The organism is Limnohabitans sp. (assembly GCF_044361645.1).
GTDB lineage: Bacteria > Pseudomonadota > Gammaproteobacteria > Burkholderiales > Burkholderiaceae_C > Limnohabitans_A.
Map to the genome: position 1 here is coordinate 1 of NZ_JBIKIL010000095.1, position 15,085 is coordinate 15,085.

General features: G+C 62.1%; 16 protein-coding genes and 2 pseudogenes. 11 read left to right on the top strand and 7 right to left on the bottom strand.

All coding sequences use genetic code 11. The features are described from left to right. Nucleotides 1–27 precede the first annotated feature (27 nt). The 3 genes from ACIQ39_RS14085 to ACIQ39_RS14095 all read right to left on the bottom strand — a co-directional run bounded on the left by ACIQ39_RS14085 (nt 28) and on the right by ACIQ39_RS14095 (nt 2,927). The gene (locus ACIQ39_RS14085; RefSeq protein ID WP_396435235.1) at nt 28–186 is read right to left on the bottom strand and encodes a hypothetical protein; all 159 of its coding nucleotides are present in this window, start codon (nt 184–186) and stop codon (nt 28–30) included. A 675-nt stretch (nt 187–861) separates the two neighbouring features. Beyond that, entirely contained in the window at nt 862–2,151 is a 1,290-nt protein-coding gene (locus ACIQ39_RS14090) for a flagellar motor protein MotB (protein WP_396435236.1), read from the bottom strand. Between the two features lie 14 nt (nt 2,152–2,165). After that, entirely contained in the window at nt 2,166–2,927 is a 762-nt protein-coding gene (locus ACIQ39_RS14095; protein ID WP_396435237.1) for a MotA/TolQ/ExbB proton channel family protein, read from the bottom strand. Between the two features lie 192 nt (nt 2,928–3,119). Here ACIQ39_RS14095 and ACIQ39_RS14100 point away from each other — a divergent pair, with 192 nt between their 5' ends. Continuing rightward, entirely contained in the window at nt 3,120–3,644 is a 525-nt protein-coding gene (locus tag ACIQ39_RS14100) for a DUF1566 domain-containing protein (protein WP_396435238.1), read from the top strand. 35 nt (nt 3,645–3,679) lie between these two features. Here the strand turns inward: ACIQ39_RS14100 and ACIQ39_RS14105 are convergent, their stop codons facing one another. Then, a complete protein-coding gene (locus ACIQ39_RS14105; protein WP_396435239.1) occupies nt 3,680–4,960 on the bottom strand; it encodes a sigma-54 interaction domain-containing protein in 1,281 nt (426 codons plus the stop codon). Here ACIQ39_RS14105 and ACIQ39_RS14110 point away from each other — a divergent pair. From ACIQ39_RS14110 to ACIQ39_RS14135, 6 genes are all read left to right on the top strand, one after another. Further along, nucleotides 4,919–5,311 (top strand): hypothetical protein, encoded by a 393-nt coding sequence (locus ACIQ39_RS14110; protein WP_396435240.1) that lies wholly within the window; start codon nt 4,919–4,921, stop codon nt 5,309–5,311. The genes ACIQ39_RS14105 and ACIQ39_RS14110 overlap by 42 nt on opposite strands. After that, a complete protein-coding gene (locus tag ACIQ39_RS14115; protein ID WP_396435241.1) occupies nt 5,308–5,826 on the top strand; it encodes an LPP20 family lipoprotein in 519 nt (172 codons plus the stop codon). Before ACIQ39_RS14110 ends, ACIQ39_RS14115 begins: the two co-directional genes overlap by 4 nt. Before the next feature lie 61 nt (nt 5,827–5,887). Further along, the gene (locus ACIQ39_RS14120; protein ID WP_396435242.1) at nt 5,888–7,246 is read left to right on the top strand and encodes a hypothetical protein; all 1,359 of its coding nucleotides are present in this window, start codon (nt 5,888–5,890) and stop codon (nt 7,244–7,246) included. A gap of 76 nt (nt 7,247–7,322) precedes the next feature. Continuing rightward, nucleotides 7,323–7,922 (top strand): hypothetical protein, encoded by a 600-nt coding sequence (locus ACIQ39_RS14125; protein ID WP_396435243.1) that lies wholly within the window; start codon nt 7,323–7,325, stop codon nt 7,920–7,922. A 19-nt stretch (nt 7,923–7,941) separates the two neighbouring features. Then, complete coding sequence (locus tag ACIQ39_RS14130) at nt 7,942–9,066, top strand: hypothetical protein (RefSeq protein WP_396435244.1); 1,125 nt, start codon at nt 7,942–7,944, stop codon at nt 9,064–9,066. After that, complete coding sequence (locus ACIQ39_RS14135) at nt 9,063–9,359, top strand: EscU/YscU/HrcU family type III secretion system export apparatus switch protein (RefSeq protein WP_396435245.1); 297 nt, start codon at nt 9,063–9,065, stop codon at nt 9,357–9,359. The genes ACIQ39_RS14130 and ACIQ39_RS14135 overlap by 4 nt, the downstream gene beginning before the upstream one ends. 259 nt (nt 9,360–9,618) lie before the next feature. On the opposite strand, the gene ACIQ39_RS14140 is transcribed toward ACIQ39_RS14135, so the two are convergent. Then, on the bottom strand, nt 9,619–10,509 hold the full coding sequence (locus ACIQ39_RS14140) for an amidohydrolase family protein (RefSeq protein WP_396435246.1): 891 nt from the start codon (nt 10,507–10,509) through the stop codon (nt 9,619–9,621). 284 nt (nt 10,510–10,793) lie between these two features. Here ACIQ39_RS14140 and ACIQ39_RS14145 point away from each other — a divergent pair, with 284 nt between their 5' ends. Continuing rightward, a complete protein-coding gene (locus tag ACIQ39_RS14145; protein WP_396435250.1) occupies nt 10,794–11,540 on the top strand; it encodes a crotonase/enoyl-CoA hydratase family protein in 747 nt (248 codons plus the stop codon). Here ACIQ39_RS14145 and ACIQ39_RS14150 read toward each other — a convergent pair. Together ACIQ39_RS14150 and ACIQ39_RS14155 are read right to left on the bottom strand one after the other, a co-directional pair. Continuing rightward, nucleotides 11,437–11,652 (bottom strand): annotated as a pseudogene (locus tag ACIQ39_RS14150) (GNAT family acetyltransferase); the annotation flags it as partial. The gene ACIQ39_RS14145 and the pseudogene ACIQ39_RS14150 sit on opposite strands and share 104 nt — an antisense overlap. After that, nucleotides 11,573–11,815: pseudogene (locus tag ACIQ39_RS14155) on the bottom strand (exodeoxyribonuclease V subunit gamma); the annotation flags it as partial. The pseudogenes ACIQ39_RS14155 and ACIQ39_RS14150, both read right to left, overlap by 80 nt. 30 nt (nt 11,816–11,845) lie before the next feature. Here ACIQ39_RS14155 and ACIQ39_RS14160 point away from each other — a divergent pair. The 3 genes from ACIQ39_RS14160 to ACIQ39_RS14170 all read left to right on the top strand — a co-directional run. After that, nucleotides 11,846–13,696, top strand: coding sequence for a feruloyl-CoA synthase (locus ACIQ39_RS14160; protein WP_396435247.1), 1,851 nt, complete (start codon nt 11,846–11,848; stop codon nt 13,694–13,696). A gap of 194 nt (nt 13,697–13,890) precedes the next feature. Beyond that, on the top strand, nt 13,891–14,676 hold the full coding sequence (locus tag ACIQ39_RS14165) for an SDR family NAD(P)-dependent oxidoreductase (RefSeq protein ID WP_396435248.1): 786 nt from the start codon (nt 13,891–13,893) through the stop codon (nt 14,674–14,676). Then, nucleotides 14,676–15,085, top strand: a 410-nt coding sequence (locus ACIQ39_RS14170; RefSeq protein ID WP_396435249.1) for a hypothetical protein, incomplete at its 3' end; no start/stop codon positions are given. The genes ACIQ39_RS14165 and ACIQ39_RS14170, both read left to right, overlap by 1 nt.

Below are 15,085 nucleotides of genomic sequence, written 5' to 3' on the forward strand. Positions count from 1 at the left end.
AGTATCAGATGTACTCCAACACCGCCGTCACTGCGAGGAGCGCAGCGACGCGGCAGTCCATGGATCGCTTCCTTCGTCGCGATGACGGGTTGGAAAGGTCACTTGCTTCGTCGCGATGACGGGGCAGTAGCGGATGTAAGCCAACACCGCCGTCACTGCGAGGAGCGCAGCGACGTGGCAGTCCATGGATCGCTTCCTTCGTCGCGATGACAGCTTGGGCGGGTCGCTTCCTTCGTCGCGATGACAGGGCGGTAGCAGATGTACCCCAACACCTCCGTCACTGCGAGGAGCGCAGCGACGCGGCAGTCCATGGATCGCTTCCTTCGTCGCGATGACGGGTTGGGCGAGTCGCTTCCTCCGTCGCGATGACGTGTTGGGCGAGTCGCTTTGCCCCTCGTCATGACAGATCAGCAGCGGATGTACCCCAACACCGCCGTCACTGCGAGGAGCGCAGCGACGCGGCAGTCCATGGATCGCTTCCTTCGTCGCGATGACGGGGCAGCAGCGGATGCACCCCAACACCGCCGTCACTGCGAGGAGCGCAGCGACGCGGCAGTCCATGGATCGCTTCCTTCGTCGCGATGACGGGGCAGTATCAGATGTACTCCAACACCGCCGTCACTGCGAGGAGCGCAGCGACGCGGCAGTCCATGGATCGCTTCCTTCGTCGCGATGACGGGGCAGCAGCGGATGCACCCCAACACCGCCGTCACTGCGAGGAGCGCAGCGACGTGGCAGTCCATTTTTACTGTCGTGTGGTGATCGTTGGGTCGCAGCGCCTGCCAGCCCTTCAAACCACCCACCCCCAAAGCACCATGGGGCGTATCAACACCCGTCGAGCTTGGTCGGCCCGTGTGGTCTTCAACCCGCGCCGTCGATGATGATTTCGATGCGGCGGTTGCGGGCTCGGCCGTTCACAGAGTCGTTGCTGTCAAGTGGTTTGGTGTCGGCAAAGCCCGACACGCTCAAGCGCCCTGCGCCCAAGCCGCCCGTCGACGACATGTAGTCGGCCACCGCGCCTGCACGGGCACCCGACAAATCCCAGTTGGAGCGAAAGCGTTCGTTGAAGACCACCGGCACGTTGTCGGTGTGGCCCTCGATGAACACGCGGCCTTGGGTGCTGCTGACGGACTTGCTCACCTCGCCCAGCAAAGACATGAAGCCCGGCTGCAGGTCGGCATTGCCCGAGCGGAAGGAGCCTTGCTCGGCCAAGCGGATGATGATCTTGGCCCCGTCGCGCATGACCTCGGCTTTGCCTTGCTCAATTTCTTTGGCCAAATCTTTGCGGATGCGCTGCAACTCGGCATCGGCATTCATGCCACCACCACCAGCACCCGAGCTGCCCCCCTTGGCTGCACTTTGGGCCGAAGCGGTGCGCACATCGCGCACTTCGACAGCGGCCTGGACTTGCGACTGCACGTCGGCCACTTTGGCAAAAAATTCGATCTCGCCTTGCGACACGGCGCCCGCTTGCTTGGCCCCTTTGGCAGCAGCACCCGCCGCTTGTGCGCCCGCGGCCGAAGCCCCGCCAGCGGCGGCACCCGAGGCCGATGCGCCTGCGCTTTGTGCGCCCGATGCCGCACTGCCCCCTTGGCTGCTGCCCGAGGGCCCGGAACCACCACCTGAAGGGGTGGCCGTCATCTCGACCACCACTTTGCCAGCCTCCAATTTGACCTGGGCCTCGCCCCGGCCAATTTCTTGGGCCAAGGCTTGTTTGGTGGCTTCGAGCGCTTGCTGCGCTTCGGGGGCCACGTCGGTTTTGAGTTCGACGTTTTCTTTGCGGTCGTCGGTGGTTTGCTGCTGCACGGTTTTGATGGGTGTGGGCTCGGCCACCGAGGGCGTGAAGTGCTGCGCAATCAGGCTTTGGGCTTTGGGCGGCTCCACCGTGGGGATCAGGCGCTGCACACCAAAGGAGTTCTTCATGGAGCCATTGATTTGCTTGAACTTGGGCACGTTCATCTCGGCAAAGGACAAGAGCAGCACAAAAAAGGCCATGAGCAGCGTGGCCATGTCGGCAAAGGTGGCCATCCAGCCGGGCGCACCGGCTTTGCAAGGTGGGCATTCTTTGCACTTGGGGCAGTCGTCTGGCCCAAAGGGTTTGGCAGGCTTGGCCGGGGCTTCTTCGACCGCTTCTGGGGTGGTATCTGGCACGTTGAGGCCCTCGGTCAGGTCGCTGAGGCTTCAAGCTTGGCGCGCGCCTTGGGGCTGACAAAGGGCATCAGCAAATCGGGCAGCATGCGGGGGTTGGCACCGCTTTGGATGAACATCACCCCTTCAATGATCAGCTCATGGTTGAGCGATTCGGCCAGGTCGAGTTTGGCCAGTTTTTGGTTCAAGGGGATGCAGATCACGTTGGCGATGATCGCGCCGTACAAGGTGGTGAGCAAGGCCACGGCCATCGCCGGGCCAATGGACTTGGGGTCACTCATGTTGCCCAGCATCAGCACCAGGCCGACCAGGGTGCCGATCATGCCCATGGCGGGCGCGATCTCCTGCGCCGAGGCGATGAAAGCCATGCCTTCGGTGTTGCGTTTTTTGATCATGTCCATCTCGCGCTCCAGGGTGGCGCGAATCATGGCGGGCTCGGAGCCGTCCACCAGCATGCGGATGCCGCTGGCCATGAATTTGTTGGCGATGTCTTGGCCTTCCAGGGCGATCATGCCGTCCTTGCGGGCGATGGTGCCCAGCTCGACCAGCTTTTCAATCAGGGCCTCGGGTGCATCGATTTTGAACTTGACCGTTTTGAGGGCCACGCCGATGGAGCCAATGAATTCGGGGAAAGAGCTTCGTGCCAGAACGGCCGTGAGCGTGCCTAGAACCACAATGTAAATGGAAGGCATATCGATAAAAGGCCCGGGGTCGCCTCCTAAGGACATATAAATAAGACCAAAGGTGGCCACAAAGCCAGTGATGGTTGCGATATCCATAAATTTTGATGTCGGTTGAAGGTGAATGATTCGGTTAGGGCTCAGCGCAAACGCTTTTGGCTTGTGTTGTTCATCATGGCATAAAGCGTATCGGCAGCAGCGTGCGTTTCTTGACGCTATGCTGCAAGAAAAGCGCACTCAAGTTGATGTGTTTCATGTCGATCCTTTCATTCAGTTGCTTTGCTCAAACCCATGTTCAAAATCCTGACCGTCTCCGCACTGCCCCTGTTTTTTTTGGCTGGGTGCGAGCGCTACTCAAGCTTGCCCCAGTGCAGCAGCTTCCTGGACACGGGTCACCCGGTGGCCATGCAGATCGACGCCATTGGCAGCGCACTGGACAAGGCCGAGGGCCTGCGCTGGTACCGATGCAGCGCGGGGCAACGCTTTTCCAACGACCAGTGCGTGGGCGATGCCATCGAGTTGCAACGCCAGGACGCGCTGGCTTATGCAGCCGAGTTCGCCGGCCGTGCGGGCCAGCCTTGGCGCTTGCCCACGGTGGGCGAAATGGGCACCCTCAAGCAGGACCATTGCACCAACCCGGCACTGGACACCCGTGTGTTTCCGAGTATTCAGATCACCAATTACTGGACCTCGTCGACCAGCCTGAACGGCCCGTCGATGGGGTGCACCGTGTACACCTTCAATGGCCATTCGATTTGCAAAGAGGTGGTGACGCAAAAACGCCCCTTCTTGTTGGTGATGGACGCCAAGCCCTGAAGATCGCGGGTGCCTCAGGCACAAGCACTGAGCGTTCACCCAACTGCACGCAATTCGTATTTGTTGATCTTTTCAATCAGCGTGGTGCGTTGCAGCTGCAGCAGTCGCGCGGTTTGCGACACATTGCCCGAGGTGCGGTTGAGCGCTTGCTCGATCAAATGGCGCTCAATGTCGATCAGGTGCTGCTTGAGCGAGATGCCATCGGGCGGCAAGGTCGCAATGCCTTGGGCCAACAAAATGACCTCTTCAACCGAGCTCATCTCGTCGTTCGAGGCGAAACCAAGCTCTGCGCCTGCGCCCAAAAAACTTACGGGCTGGTTCGGCCTTGGCGGCTGCATGCTTTTGGGCGTGTCCCCACCAAACAAGAGATGGGTCAAGGGGTCGCTTGCGCCCCAAGGGCAGGGCTCGGGTGGCGCTGGCAAAGTGGCGGCTTGGGCATTCGCGTGCAAGCCGCTCGGTTCAGCCGCTGCCAGCACAAGCGCAGCCGGGGTCTCGGGTTCACGCTTTGGTGATGCGCTCAGGCGTTGCGCTTGCAAAGCGGCCATGCCCGAGGGCATCATGCAGGCGGGCACGCTGTGCACCTGCAGGGTTTGCGATGGAAACAGGGTTGAGAAACGGTCCACCAAATTGGACAGCTCGCGCACATTGCCAGGCCAAACGTAGGCTTGCAGCATGTCCAGCATGTCGGGCGCAAACTTCAAAGCGCGGTTGCCTGGCAAGGCGTGTTTTTCGGCGTAAAACTGGAGCAAGGAGGCGATGTCATCGGGCCGCTCGCGCAGCGGCGTGGTGCAGACCGGCAACACGTTGATGCGGTAGTACAAATCTTCGCGAAAACGGCCAGCGGCCACTTCGTCTTCGAGGTTTTTGTGGGTGGCCGCCACCACACGCACATCGATGGGCACCTCGCGCGATGCGCCCACGGGCAAAATGCAACGCTCTTGCAAGACCCGCAGCAACTTGACTTGCATGTCCATGGGCAGGTCGCCGATTTCGTCCAAAAACAAGGTGCCGCCGTGCGCCAACTCAAAGCGGCCCAACCGGTCGGCCACGGCACCGGTGAAGGTGCCTTTGCGGTGCCCAAACAGCTCGCTTTCGATCAGCTCGCGTGGAATGGCGCCGCAGTTGATCGGCACAAACGGCCCACCGCCCCGGGGGCCTTGGGCGTGCAGGGCTTGGGCCACCAGCTCTTTGCCCGTGCCGCTCTCGCCCGTGACCAAGGCGGTGGACGAAGAGGCCGCCAAGGTTCGGATCAGTTCGCGCAGGAACTGCGTGGCTTGGCTTTGGCCGATGATGTGGGTTTTGGCACTGGCTTTCATGGCAATCCGGTGTGGCAAGGTGTCGGTCTTGTCTGCCCTGAGCGGCTGGGCACCGAGCAGGTGACCCAGAGATCAAGCAGTTCTGATATTTGTCAATTTAACGAATTTATCGTTTTCATATTAACAAACGCTATTCTAGCAAGTAATTTAAGAAAAATACACTTTATTGTCAAATTTATGGTTTATTTGACATATTTTACAATTGGGGCTTGTTCAGCCGTTGCAAAACAACAGCAAAACCTCGTTGGGGCTCAAGAATTGGCCTGTGCTGCCGATGTACAGATCAAGTTACACCTGAGCGGCATGCCAATGGGCTTGGTGCTGGTGTGCGCACACGGAGAAGCCCAATGACCCCTCGACTCTTATTGACCACCACTTTGCTCACCGCCTGGGGCCTGGCGGGCTGCCAGAGCGTGCCTTTGCACAGTTTGGACCTTGAAAAACAGACTGAGCAGCACGCCAACAACGGCGTGCCCGCGCCTGCGCCTGCGTCCATGATCACTCCGCTGGTTGAAAAGCGCGAAACCTTGGTGGCCACCGGCTACGCGGTGATCAGCGTGCAAAACCACAAAACCCCGGCACAACAGCGTTTGTTGGCCATTCGGGCCTCCAAACTGGACGCGTACCGCTCCCTGACCGAACAGGTGTATGGCCAGCAGCTCGATGCCACCACCACCGTGGCCGACATGACCATTTTGAGCGACACCTTTCGGGCCAAAGTGGAAGGTGTGATTTATGGTGCCACCGTGGTCAGCATCACCCCTGTGGGTGATGACACCTACGAGACCACCATGTCCTTGGACCAACACGTTGTGCGCGATTTGCGCACCCTGTATTTGGGCCAACTGAGCGCCCGCAGGCGCTGAGAGACCCACCAAGTTTTGCCCGATGCGCCCGCTTGCACCGCCCTTGCCGCTGACCATGCCAATGACCACGCCACCTCACTTGCTTGCCCGCTTGTCGCCGCACAGTGCAACGCCCGGGGGGCGCGCCACGGCGGCCCAAAAGCTTGCACCCGGTTCAGCCCGCCGCTGGGCCGGCTTGCAGGCCATCGCGGGTCTGCTGGCGTGCAGCGCCCAAGGCTGGGTGATGGCGCAAAACCTCGGCCCAGCCGAGTTGGCCGCCAGAGCCTTGGTTTCGGCCCCGGTGCAGGCGGTGGTCCAAGCCAAAACGCAGGGCAAACCGGGCGCGTCGCGACAAGACCAGGCCCAAGCCCAAAATGAAGCACAACTGGCCGCCATTCGGCAAGCCATCTTGCACGCCACGCTGGAGCGCCCAACGCGGGTGATCAGCTCGGCTTGGGTGGACGACAAAGGTGCCTTGCACGAGAGCACGCACTTTCACTCCGAGGCGCAGGTGCGCGGTGTGCGGGTGATGTCTTATGTGCAAGACGATGAGCCGCAAACCCAGGTCAGTGCCGAGGTCTTGCCTTGGGGCTGGAAGCCCTCGGGCGCGGACCCCAAGGCGGGCGCCGCCTGCACCGCGCCGCCACGGCCATGGCGCTTGCCTTTGTTGGTGCAGACCTTGACGCCCGAAGGCTTCAGTGGGCCGCAGCAGTTTGCCAGCCAGACTCTGCTGAATTTGGCCCAACAGTCTTGGAGCCAACACATGCAAGCCTCTCAGCGCTGGCGTGCACAAGCGCTGCCCGCCTTGGCAGCTGCCGGTCAAGCCAGCCCAGCGGGCCAGGCGTATTGGCGTGCCTTGACCGGCCAAGCCGAGGCCCCCAGTGGATGGGCCGCCGAGCTGTCGCTGGTGCCGCATGCCCCAGCTGCCGACAGCGCTTGGACTGGCCGACTCAGTTGGACTGCGCCCGAGCCCCTGTGGCGCTGGACCTTGAGCCTGAGCCTGGGTCAAAGGCACAGCGCATCGGCCCCTTTGTCGGTGCAGTGGCAAGTTAGTCAGGTGTTTGCCCTGTCGCCCAAGCAGATGGCCGATAACCCGAGCGCTTGGGCCCAGCGTTTGCAAGGCGATCTGCAAAAGCAAATGCACGCCTGGGTGGCTCAACTGGACAAACACACCGAGTGCGAGCCGGTGCAATTTCATGTGCGTCGCCAAGGTGCTCAGCAACTGGAGTTGCAAGCGGGCAGCGACAGCGGTCTGCGCCCCGGCGACCGTGTCTTGCTGATGAACCCCAGCCAAGTGCCTAGCCGCATGCTCGAAGCCGGTGTGGCCCAACATCTGGCGCTGGCCGAGGTGGTCAAAGTCGGCCCGCACCGCACCGAACTGCAAGCCCTGGCTGGCCCCGCACTGACCAGCCCCGGACCTTGGTTGGCCTTGCCTTTGTGAACACCGCAGCTGAATACTGCACCTGAATACTGCACCTGAACACCGCACTCAGCCCTCACCCCAACTGGAAACCACCATGTCCACAACTGCCTCTTTGACATCTGCTGCCCTTGCAGTGCGCTGGGGCCAAGTTGCGCCGGGGCATGGCACTTGGGGCTTGGCTTGGGTCATTGCTGTGGCTGTGACCTGCTGGCCTTTGGCTGTGCGGGCTGCAGACAGTTCAGCGGCCACATCGGCTCTGAAGGCCTTGTTGGGGTCTGATGCGGTGTCAGGCAGCGCTGCCGCTCAGCAATTGACCACCACGGCGCTGGTGACCTTTTCTGGCGGCGCTGCCCTTGCGCCTGCAGGCCCGGCGATGCCCGCACCGCCAGGCCCCACCATCACCGTGCAAAGAGGCGATACCTTGGACCGCGTGATCGCCCGGACTTTACCCAATGTGCCGTTGCGCGCCGATTTTTTGCGCAAAGCCTTTGTGGCCCTGAACCCGCAGGCCTTTCCCAGCGGTTCAGCGCACCTGATGCGCGCGGGCACCACCTTGCAAGTGCCCAGCATGGCGGTTTTGCGCCACATGCTGCTGCAACAACACCCGGCCACTGGCGTTTGGTTTGAACCGCAAGCGGACGATACGGTCTTGCACAAGCCCGGCGACAAACGCCGTTGGGTGCGCTTTCCGTGATGCCAAACCGAGCGACCACATGATCACCGGGGCGGAAACCGCCCACCTGAACCCCAAGACCCCGAGCATTTTTTTGGAAGGGCGCTTGCCCCTGGTGGTGGAGCGCACAGCGGCCGACTTGGCCTTGCGCGATGGCCAAGTGGTGCAAGCCACCGTCGAAACCAAGCTGGACCGGCTGCGGCTGCAATTCAAAGACCCAGCCCAAGCCGGACGCTTCATTGACCTGCCCAAAGAGCTGCCCGCCGGGCTGCGCTTGGCGGCGGGCGACACGGCTTTGTTTCGGGTGCAAGTGCAAAACGACGGCTCCATTTGGCTGCGCCCCTTGCAAGCGCAAGCCAAAGCAGCGGGCACGGTCGGGGCCCCAACTGGCGAGGCACAAATGCCCCAGCGCGCACAACAACTGGGCTTCAGGCCGCCCGACATGGCGGCCTTGGCCCAGCTGCTGCGACCGGGCGGGCTGGACAGCTTGCTGCAAAACCTCAGCCCCGCCACGCCGGGTCTGGCGGCCTTGCAGCAATGGCAAAACCTGCGCCCCAGCATGGCCCAGTTGACGCCCGACAAGCTGCAACAACTGATGCAGCGCAGCGGCTGGATGACCGAGGCGGCCTTGCTGAACGGTCAAGCCAGCGGTGTGATCGACCTCAAATCGGGTCTGCGGCAACTCCTGCGGTGGCTGCAAACCACAGGGGGCGAGGCTTTGGGTCGCATTCAAGATGCGGTAGATGACATCGAGTCGCGGCAAATCACCGCCGCCGAGACCTTGACCAGCCGCGAATGGGTGTTTTCAATGATGCTGCCATTTGCCGACACCGAGCCTGTGGCTTTGCGCTTTGTGCGCGGTCGGCACGCACCGGGGGAAGAAAAAGCCCCTCTGGTGATCCACCTGCACACCCGCAACCGCGATCTGGGCGAGGTCTGGCTGCAAACCCGCATCAGCAGCGAAACCCAAGTGGACATGGTGATGTGGGCATTGCGCGAAGACGTGGTGCAACGCGCCCGCGACATGTCGCCCAATTTGGCCGAGGAACTCGACAGCGCTGGCCTGAACATGACCCGCCTGCAAGTGATTCACGGCCCCGGGCCAGCCGAGCCCGTGCCCTGGAGCCCACCCGCAACCGGCAGCTTGCTGGATGTGCAAACATGAAAGCCCCGCTGAAAGAGGCCATTGCACTGGAGTATGGCAAGCGCAAAACCCCCATCATCAGTGCCAAAGGCGAGGACGAGTTGGCGCAGCGCATCATCGACGAAGCGCAGCGCCACGGCGTGTACGTGGCCGAAGACCCCCAACTCCTGGCCTTGCTCAGCCGCATCGACTTGGACAAAGAAATCCCCCCCGAGCTGTACACCGCCGTCGCGGTGATTTTGTCCTGGGTCTATTGGCTCAAGGGCATGCGCCCCGGCGATGAAAAACACCCCCCCAGCCCTGAGGTCTCTTGATCCGGCCTGCCCAAGTGGCAACACCTTCGCTCGCCAAAAGCTGCCCTGGCAGCTGCACACCCGCAATGCAGGGTGCACCGCTGCCCTTTGCCAAACCCGCTGTGCTTTCTGGACCCCGGCTCAAGGCAGGGACCAGGGAGAAAGAACCGGGCAGAGGCTGATGAAAACTGGGTTGTCAAAAAGGGCCGTGCGCCAAGCCATGCAAACGCCCCAGCGCCGCTGCCCTGAAAAGCATTGCCGCAGCGCTGGTCTGCAGGGCTCACACCAGGCTTGAGACGCCCGCAGTTTTGTCCAGGCCCAGCAAACGCACCGCATTGCCCTTCAAGATGCCGGGCATCACCTCGGGCTTGAAGCCCGCCACCTCGAAGTCTTTCATCCAGCGCTCTGGGGTGATGAGCGGGTAGTCGCTGCCAAACAGCACGCGGTCCTTCAGCAAGGTGTTGGCGTACTGCACCAGTTGTTTGGGGAAGTACTTGGGACTCCAGCCGGACAGGTCAAGCCAGACATTGGGCTTGTGCGTGGCCACACTCAAGGCCTCGTCTTGCCAAGGAAAACTGGGGTGCGCCATGACGATCTGCATGTCGGGCCAGTCGATGGCCACATCGTCCAGGTGCATGGGGTTGCTGTAGGCCAGGCGCAGGCCACCGCCGCAGCGCATGCCCGAGCCAATGCCGCTGTGGCCGGTATGGAAAATCGCGGGCAGCTTGTGTTCGTTGATCACCTCGTAGATCGGCCAAGCCATCTTGTCGTAGGGGTGGTAGCCCTGCACCGTGGGGTGGAACTTGAAGCCCTTGATGCCTTCCTCCTTGATCAAGCGCTCGGCCTCGCGCGCACCCATCTTGCCCTTGTGTGGGTCGATGCTGGCAAACGCGATCATCATGTCGCTGTTCTCGCGCGCGGCCTTGGCGATTTCTTCGTTCGGGATGCGCCTGCGGCCCAGCTGCGACTCGCTGTCCACCGTGAACATGACCAGGCCCAGCTTGCGTTCGCGGTAATAGGCCACGGTCTGTGCGATGGTCGGGCGGCGGTCGCTGCCAAAGAACTTGTCGGCTGCGCGGTCGTACTCTTCGCCGTAGTTGTCAAACGGGTTCCAGCAACTCACTTCGGCGTGGGTGTGGATGTCAATCGCGATCAGGTCTTCGTGTTTCATGGGTTTCCTTGGCCAACTGTCGGTGATGGTGTCGGTGATGGTGTCGGTGCTGGTGAACCATAGCCCAGGGCCACCCCAGCGCTCGTCACACGCCGGACTGAACGTCACAAAGGGGGCACCACCTAGGGAAAGCACCAAGCCCTGTGGGCGGCTAGACTCATCACAATATGGTTATCAATAATAAGCTTCTTGGCCTTGCTGTCAAGTTCGCCGAAAGCCCCCAAATGACGCCCAGCCAAAACCCCGTCCTTGAACGCGCAGCCGCCCGAGGCGTTGCTTTGGAGATGCACGGCGCTGTGGCGGTGGTGCGCCTGTGCCGCCCGGCCAAGCGCAACGCGCTGAACGACGCCCTGATCGAGGCCTTGCGCGATGTGTTCCAAAACCTGCCGCCCGAGGCCCGTGCGGCGGTGATCCATGGCGAGGGCCAACACTTTTGTGCGGGCCTGGATTTGTCAGAACTCAAAGAGCGCGATGCCGGCCAAGGCATGCACCACTCGCGCAGCTGGCATGTGGCGCTGAACGCGGTCGAGCAAGGCCCGGTGCCGGTGGTGTGCGCACTGCACGGCGCGGTGGTGGGTGGCGGGCTGGAGTTGGCCAGCGCCAGCCACATCCGCGTGGCCGATGAAAGCGCTTTTTACGCCTTGCCCGAAGGCACTCGCGGCATTTTTGTGGGCGGCGGCGGCTCGGTGCGCGTGCCCAAACTGATTGGCACAGCGCGCATGACCGACATGATGCTGACGGGCCGTGTGTACGACGCCCAGGAAGGTGAGCGCGTGGGCTTTGCGCAGTACCTGGTGCCCACCGGCACCGCCTTGGCCAAGGCCTTGGAGTTGGCACAGCGCATCGCCACCAACGCGCCACTGACCAACTTTGCCTTGACACACGCCCTGCCCCGCATTGCCGAGCAACCCGCCGACCACGGTTTTCTCACCGAAGCGCTGATGTGCGCGATCGCACAAGCCGCCCCCGAAGCCAAAGCCCGGGTCCGCGCCTTTCTCGATGGCAAAGCGGCCAAGGTACAGAAAGCCTGAGCGTTGGGCGTTGGGCGATGGGCGATGGGCGTTGGGCGTTGGGCGTTGGGCGTTGGGCGTTGGGCGTTGAGCGTTGAGCGTTGAGCGTTGAGCGTTGAGCGTTGGGCGTTGGGCGTTGGGCGTTGGGCGTTGGGCGTTGGGCGTTGGGCGTTGGGCGTTGGGCGTTGGGCGTTTTCAACGAACCACCTTCCCCATCGCTTAACACCGAACACTGAACGCCAAACACTGAACACTGAACGCTGAAAGCTCAACGCCAAACGCCAAACACCAAACACGCCATCCAAAAGGTCTACAGGTAAATCGCAATGACAGCCCCTCGTTTTCGCCCACTGCAATTTGGTGTCACCCGTGTCAGCTTGAAAAATGGCGTGCCCGGCACGCAGTATGTGAAAGCCGAACAAGCACTGCTGCCTTTTCCAGACCGCCTGAGCGAGCGGCTGCAGCACTGGGCGCAGACGCAACCGGACAAAAGCTTCATGGCGCGGCGCGTCAAACAAGCCGACGGCACGCTGGGGGACTGGCGGCACATCAGCTACACACAGGCGTGGCAGACCGCACGCCGCATTGCGCAAAGCCTGATCCAGCGCGGCCTGAGCGCCGAGCGCCCGGTGGTCATCTTGAGCGAAAACAGCCTAGAGCACGCGCTGCTGGCCTTGGGCTGTTTGGTGGCGGGCGTGCCGCATGTGCCCACCTCACCGGCCTATTCACTGCTCAGTGTGGACTACGACAAACTCAAGCACGTGCTGCGCACCGTCACGCCCGGTCTGGTGTTTGCATCGGACGCCCGGTATGCCAAAGCGATGGCCGCCACCGTGAGCGACGACATGGAAGTGGTGATGGTCCAAGGCGAGCTGCCCGGCCGCACGGTCACGGCCTTTGACAGCCTGTGCGCCACCGCTGCCACACCCGCAGTGGATGCCGCCATGGCCGCCACCGGCCCCGACACCATCGCCAAGTTTTTGTTCACCAGTGGCTCGACCAAACTGCCCAAGGCCGTCATCAACACCCACCGCCTGTGGTGCGCCAACCAACAGCAAATGGCCCAGTCCATGCCGGTGCTGGCCAGCAGCGAACTGGTGTTGGTCGACTGGCTGCCCTGGAACCACACCTTTGGCGGCAACCACAACTTTGGCATGACGGTGTTCCACGGCGGCACGCTGTACATCGACGACGGCAAGCCCACACCCGCCTTGATGCACGAGACCCTGCGCAACCTGCGCGAAATCGCGCCCACGGTGTACTTCAACGTGCCCACCGGCTTTGAGGCGATTGCCAACGCCATGCAAACCGATGACCAGCTGCGCAAAACGCTGCTGTCGCGGGTGCAGATGTTCTTTTATGCCGGTGCAGCCTTGGCCCAGCCCATTTGGGACAGCCTGTACGCCAGCCAAGAGCGTGAAGTGGGCGAGCGCATCGTCATGGGCACGGGCCTGGGCATGACCGAGTCCGGGCCGTTTGGCATTTTTGTGACCAATCCCTTGGTGCAAGCGGGCGACTTGGGCGTGCCCACGCCGGGCCTGGAACTCAAGTTGGTGGACACCGATGGCAAAACCGAGGTGCGCTACCGTGGCCCCAACATCACGCCCGGCTACTGGCGCAACCCGCAAGAAACCCAAGCTGCGTTTGACGAAGAAGGCTTCTTCAAGACCGGCGACGCGGTGCAATGGATCGACAAGAACGACCTGCATTTGGGCTTGAAGTTTGATGGCCGAATTGCCGAGGACTTCAAGCTGGCCACCGGCACCTTTGTGAGCGTGGGGCCGCTGCGCGCCAAGATCATCGCAGCGGGCGCGCCCTACATTCAAGACGCGGTGCTCACGGGCATCAACCTGAAAGAAGTCGGTGCCATGGTCTTCCCCACCCCGGCCGTGCGCGCCTTGAGCGGGCTGAGCGCCGATTTGCCCATGGCCGATGTGCTGAACGCGGCTCCGGTGTTGGCCAAGTTCCAGGAGATCGTGAACACCCTGGCCCAAACCAGCACAGGCAGCGCCAACCGCATTGCTCGCCTTTGCTTGTTGTCTGAGCCGCCCACCATCGACAAGGGCGAGATCACCGACAAGGGCTCGATCAACCAGCGCTCGGTGCTCCATCACCGCGCGACCACCGTGGCCGCGCTGCACGAAGGCACGCTGACCCACACGATCCAACCGCAATGAACGCCCAAAGACATGGACGTATGGCCAAACGAGGCCATGTGCTGTTGATCCACAAGGCCCTTGAATCCCTGGTCGGTGGCTTCAGCCCCGACAGGTGTGCCGGTCCGCAAACATTTGTCGGGGCTGAAGCCACCGACAAGAACACCAACCCAAGTCGCTGTTGACACATCGACCCATCACAGAAAGTCAAACCCATGAACATCCAAGGACAAGCAGCCCTGGTCACCGGTGGTGGCTCTGGTTTAGGAGAAGCCACGGCCCGCGAACTGGCCCGTTTGGGCGCCAAGGTCGCGGTGCTGGACCTGAACATGGCCAACGCCGAGCGCGTAGCACAAGCGCTTGACGCGCAATTTGGCCCAGGCTGCGCCGTCGCGGTGCACTGCAATGTGTCCGACCCGGACAGCATGGCCCAAGCCATTCAGACCGCTGCCGCAGCCCACGGCCCCGCGCGCATCTTGATGCAAATCGCTGGCATTGGCACCGCCAAACGGGTGGTCGGCAAAGACGGCAAGGCCGCGCCCTTGGAAGCGTTTGCCCAGGTGATCAACGTCAACCTGATCGGCACTTACAATGCGGCGCGTATGTTTGCCGAGGCCTGCAGCCAACTGGAACCGCTGGAAGATGGCGCGAAAGGCGTGATGGTCTTCACCGCCTCGGTCGCGGCTTTTGATGGGCAAGTGGGCCAGCAGGCCTACAGCGCATCCAAAGCCGGCGTGGTGGGCATGACACTGCCCATGGCGCGCGACTTGGCGCAGCACGGCATCCGCGTGTGCACCATTGCGCCGGGCTTGTTCAAGACGCCCCTGTTGGCCAGCTTGCCCGAGCCGGTGCAGCAGTCCTTGGCCGCCAGCATCCCCTTTCCTGCCCGCTTGGGCAAGCCCAGCGAGTTCGCCGAACTGGCCTGCCACATCGTGCACAACGACCACCTGAACGGTGAAGTCATTCGCCTGGACGGCGCTTTGCGCATGGCCCCGCGCTGATGGATCGCCACGCTTCACTCGCGATGACGGATATCTGTGCGCTCGCGATGACGGATATCTGTGCGCTTGCGATGACGGATATCTGTGCGCTCGCGATGACGGGTATCTGCTGCGCTCGCGATGACGGATATCAGCATGCTCGCGATGACGAAGGCTTTGTCACTGCGAGCGAAGCGCGGCAGTCCAAACCGATGGATCGCCACGCTTCGCTCGCGATGACGGATATCTGTGCGCTCGCGATGACGGATATCTGTGCGCTCGCGATGACGGATATCTGCGCGCTCGCGATGACGGATATCTGCTGCGCTCGCGATGATAGATATCAGCATGCTCGCGATGACGAAGGCTTTGTCACTGCGAGCGAAGCGCGGCAGTCCAAACCGATGGATCGCCACGCTTCGCTCGCGAT

What these genes read in the sequence shown, in the direction of transcription:
- ACIQ39_RS14165 (WP_396435248.1), top strand. Translation starts at nt 13,891, where the DNA reads ATGAACATCCAAGGACAAGCAGCCCTGGTCACCGGTGGTGGCTCTGGT.
- ACIQ39_RS14095 (WP_396435237.1), bottom strand. Translation starts at nt 2,927, where the DNA reads ATGGATATCGCAACCATCACTGGCTTTGTGGCCACCTTTGGTCTTATT.
- ACIQ39_RS14085 (WP_396435235.1), bottom strand. Translation starts at nt 186, where the DNA reads ATGGACTGCCACGTCGCTGCGCTCCTCGCAGTGACGGCGGTGTTGGCT.
- ACIQ39_RS14145 (WP_396435250.1), top strand. Translation starts at nt 10,794, where the DNA reads ATGCACGGCGCTGTGGCGGTGGTGCGCCTGTGCCGCCCGGCCAAGCGC.
- ACIQ39_RS14125 (WP_396435243.1), top strand. Translation starts at nt 7,323, where the DNA reads ATGTCCACAACTGCCTCTTTGACATCTGCTGCCCTTGCAGTGCGCTGG.
- ACIQ39_RS14140 (WP_396435246.1), bottom strand. Translation starts at nt 10,509, where the DNA reads ATGAAACACGAAGACCTGATCGCGATTGACATCCACACCCACGCCGAA.
- ACIQ39_RS14105 (WP_396435239.1), bottom strand. Translation starts at nt 4,960, where the DNA reads ATGAAAGCCAGTGCCAAAACCCACATCATCGGCCAAAGCCAAGCCACG.
- ACIQ39_RS14135 (WP_396435245.1), top strand. Translation starts at nt 9,063, where the DNA reads ATGAAAGCCCCGCTGAAAGAGGCCATTGCACTGGAGTATGGCAAGCGC.
- ACIQ39_RS14115 (WP_396435241.1), top strand. Translation starts at nt 5,308, where the DNA reads ATGACCCCTCGACTCTTATTGACCACCACTTTGCTCACCGCCTGGGGC.
- ACIQ39_RS14130 (WP_396435244.1), top strand. Translation starts at nt 7,942, where the DNA reads ATGATCACCGGGGCGGAAACCGCCCACCTGAACCCCAAGACCCCGAGC.
- ACIQ39_RS14120 (WP_396435242.1), top strand. Translation starts at nt 5,888, where the DNA reads ATGACCACGCCACCTCACTTGCTTGCCCGCTTGTCGCCGCACAGTGCA.
- ACIQ39_RS14160 (WP_396435247.1), top strand. Translation starts at nt 11,846, where the DNA reads ATGACAGCCCCTCGTTTTCGCCCACTGCAATTTGGTGTCACCCGTGTC.
- ACIQ39_RS14100 (WP_396435238.1), top strand. Translation starts at nt 3,120, where the DNA reads ATGTTCAAAATCCTGACCGTCTCCGCACTGCCCCTGTTTTTTTTGGCT.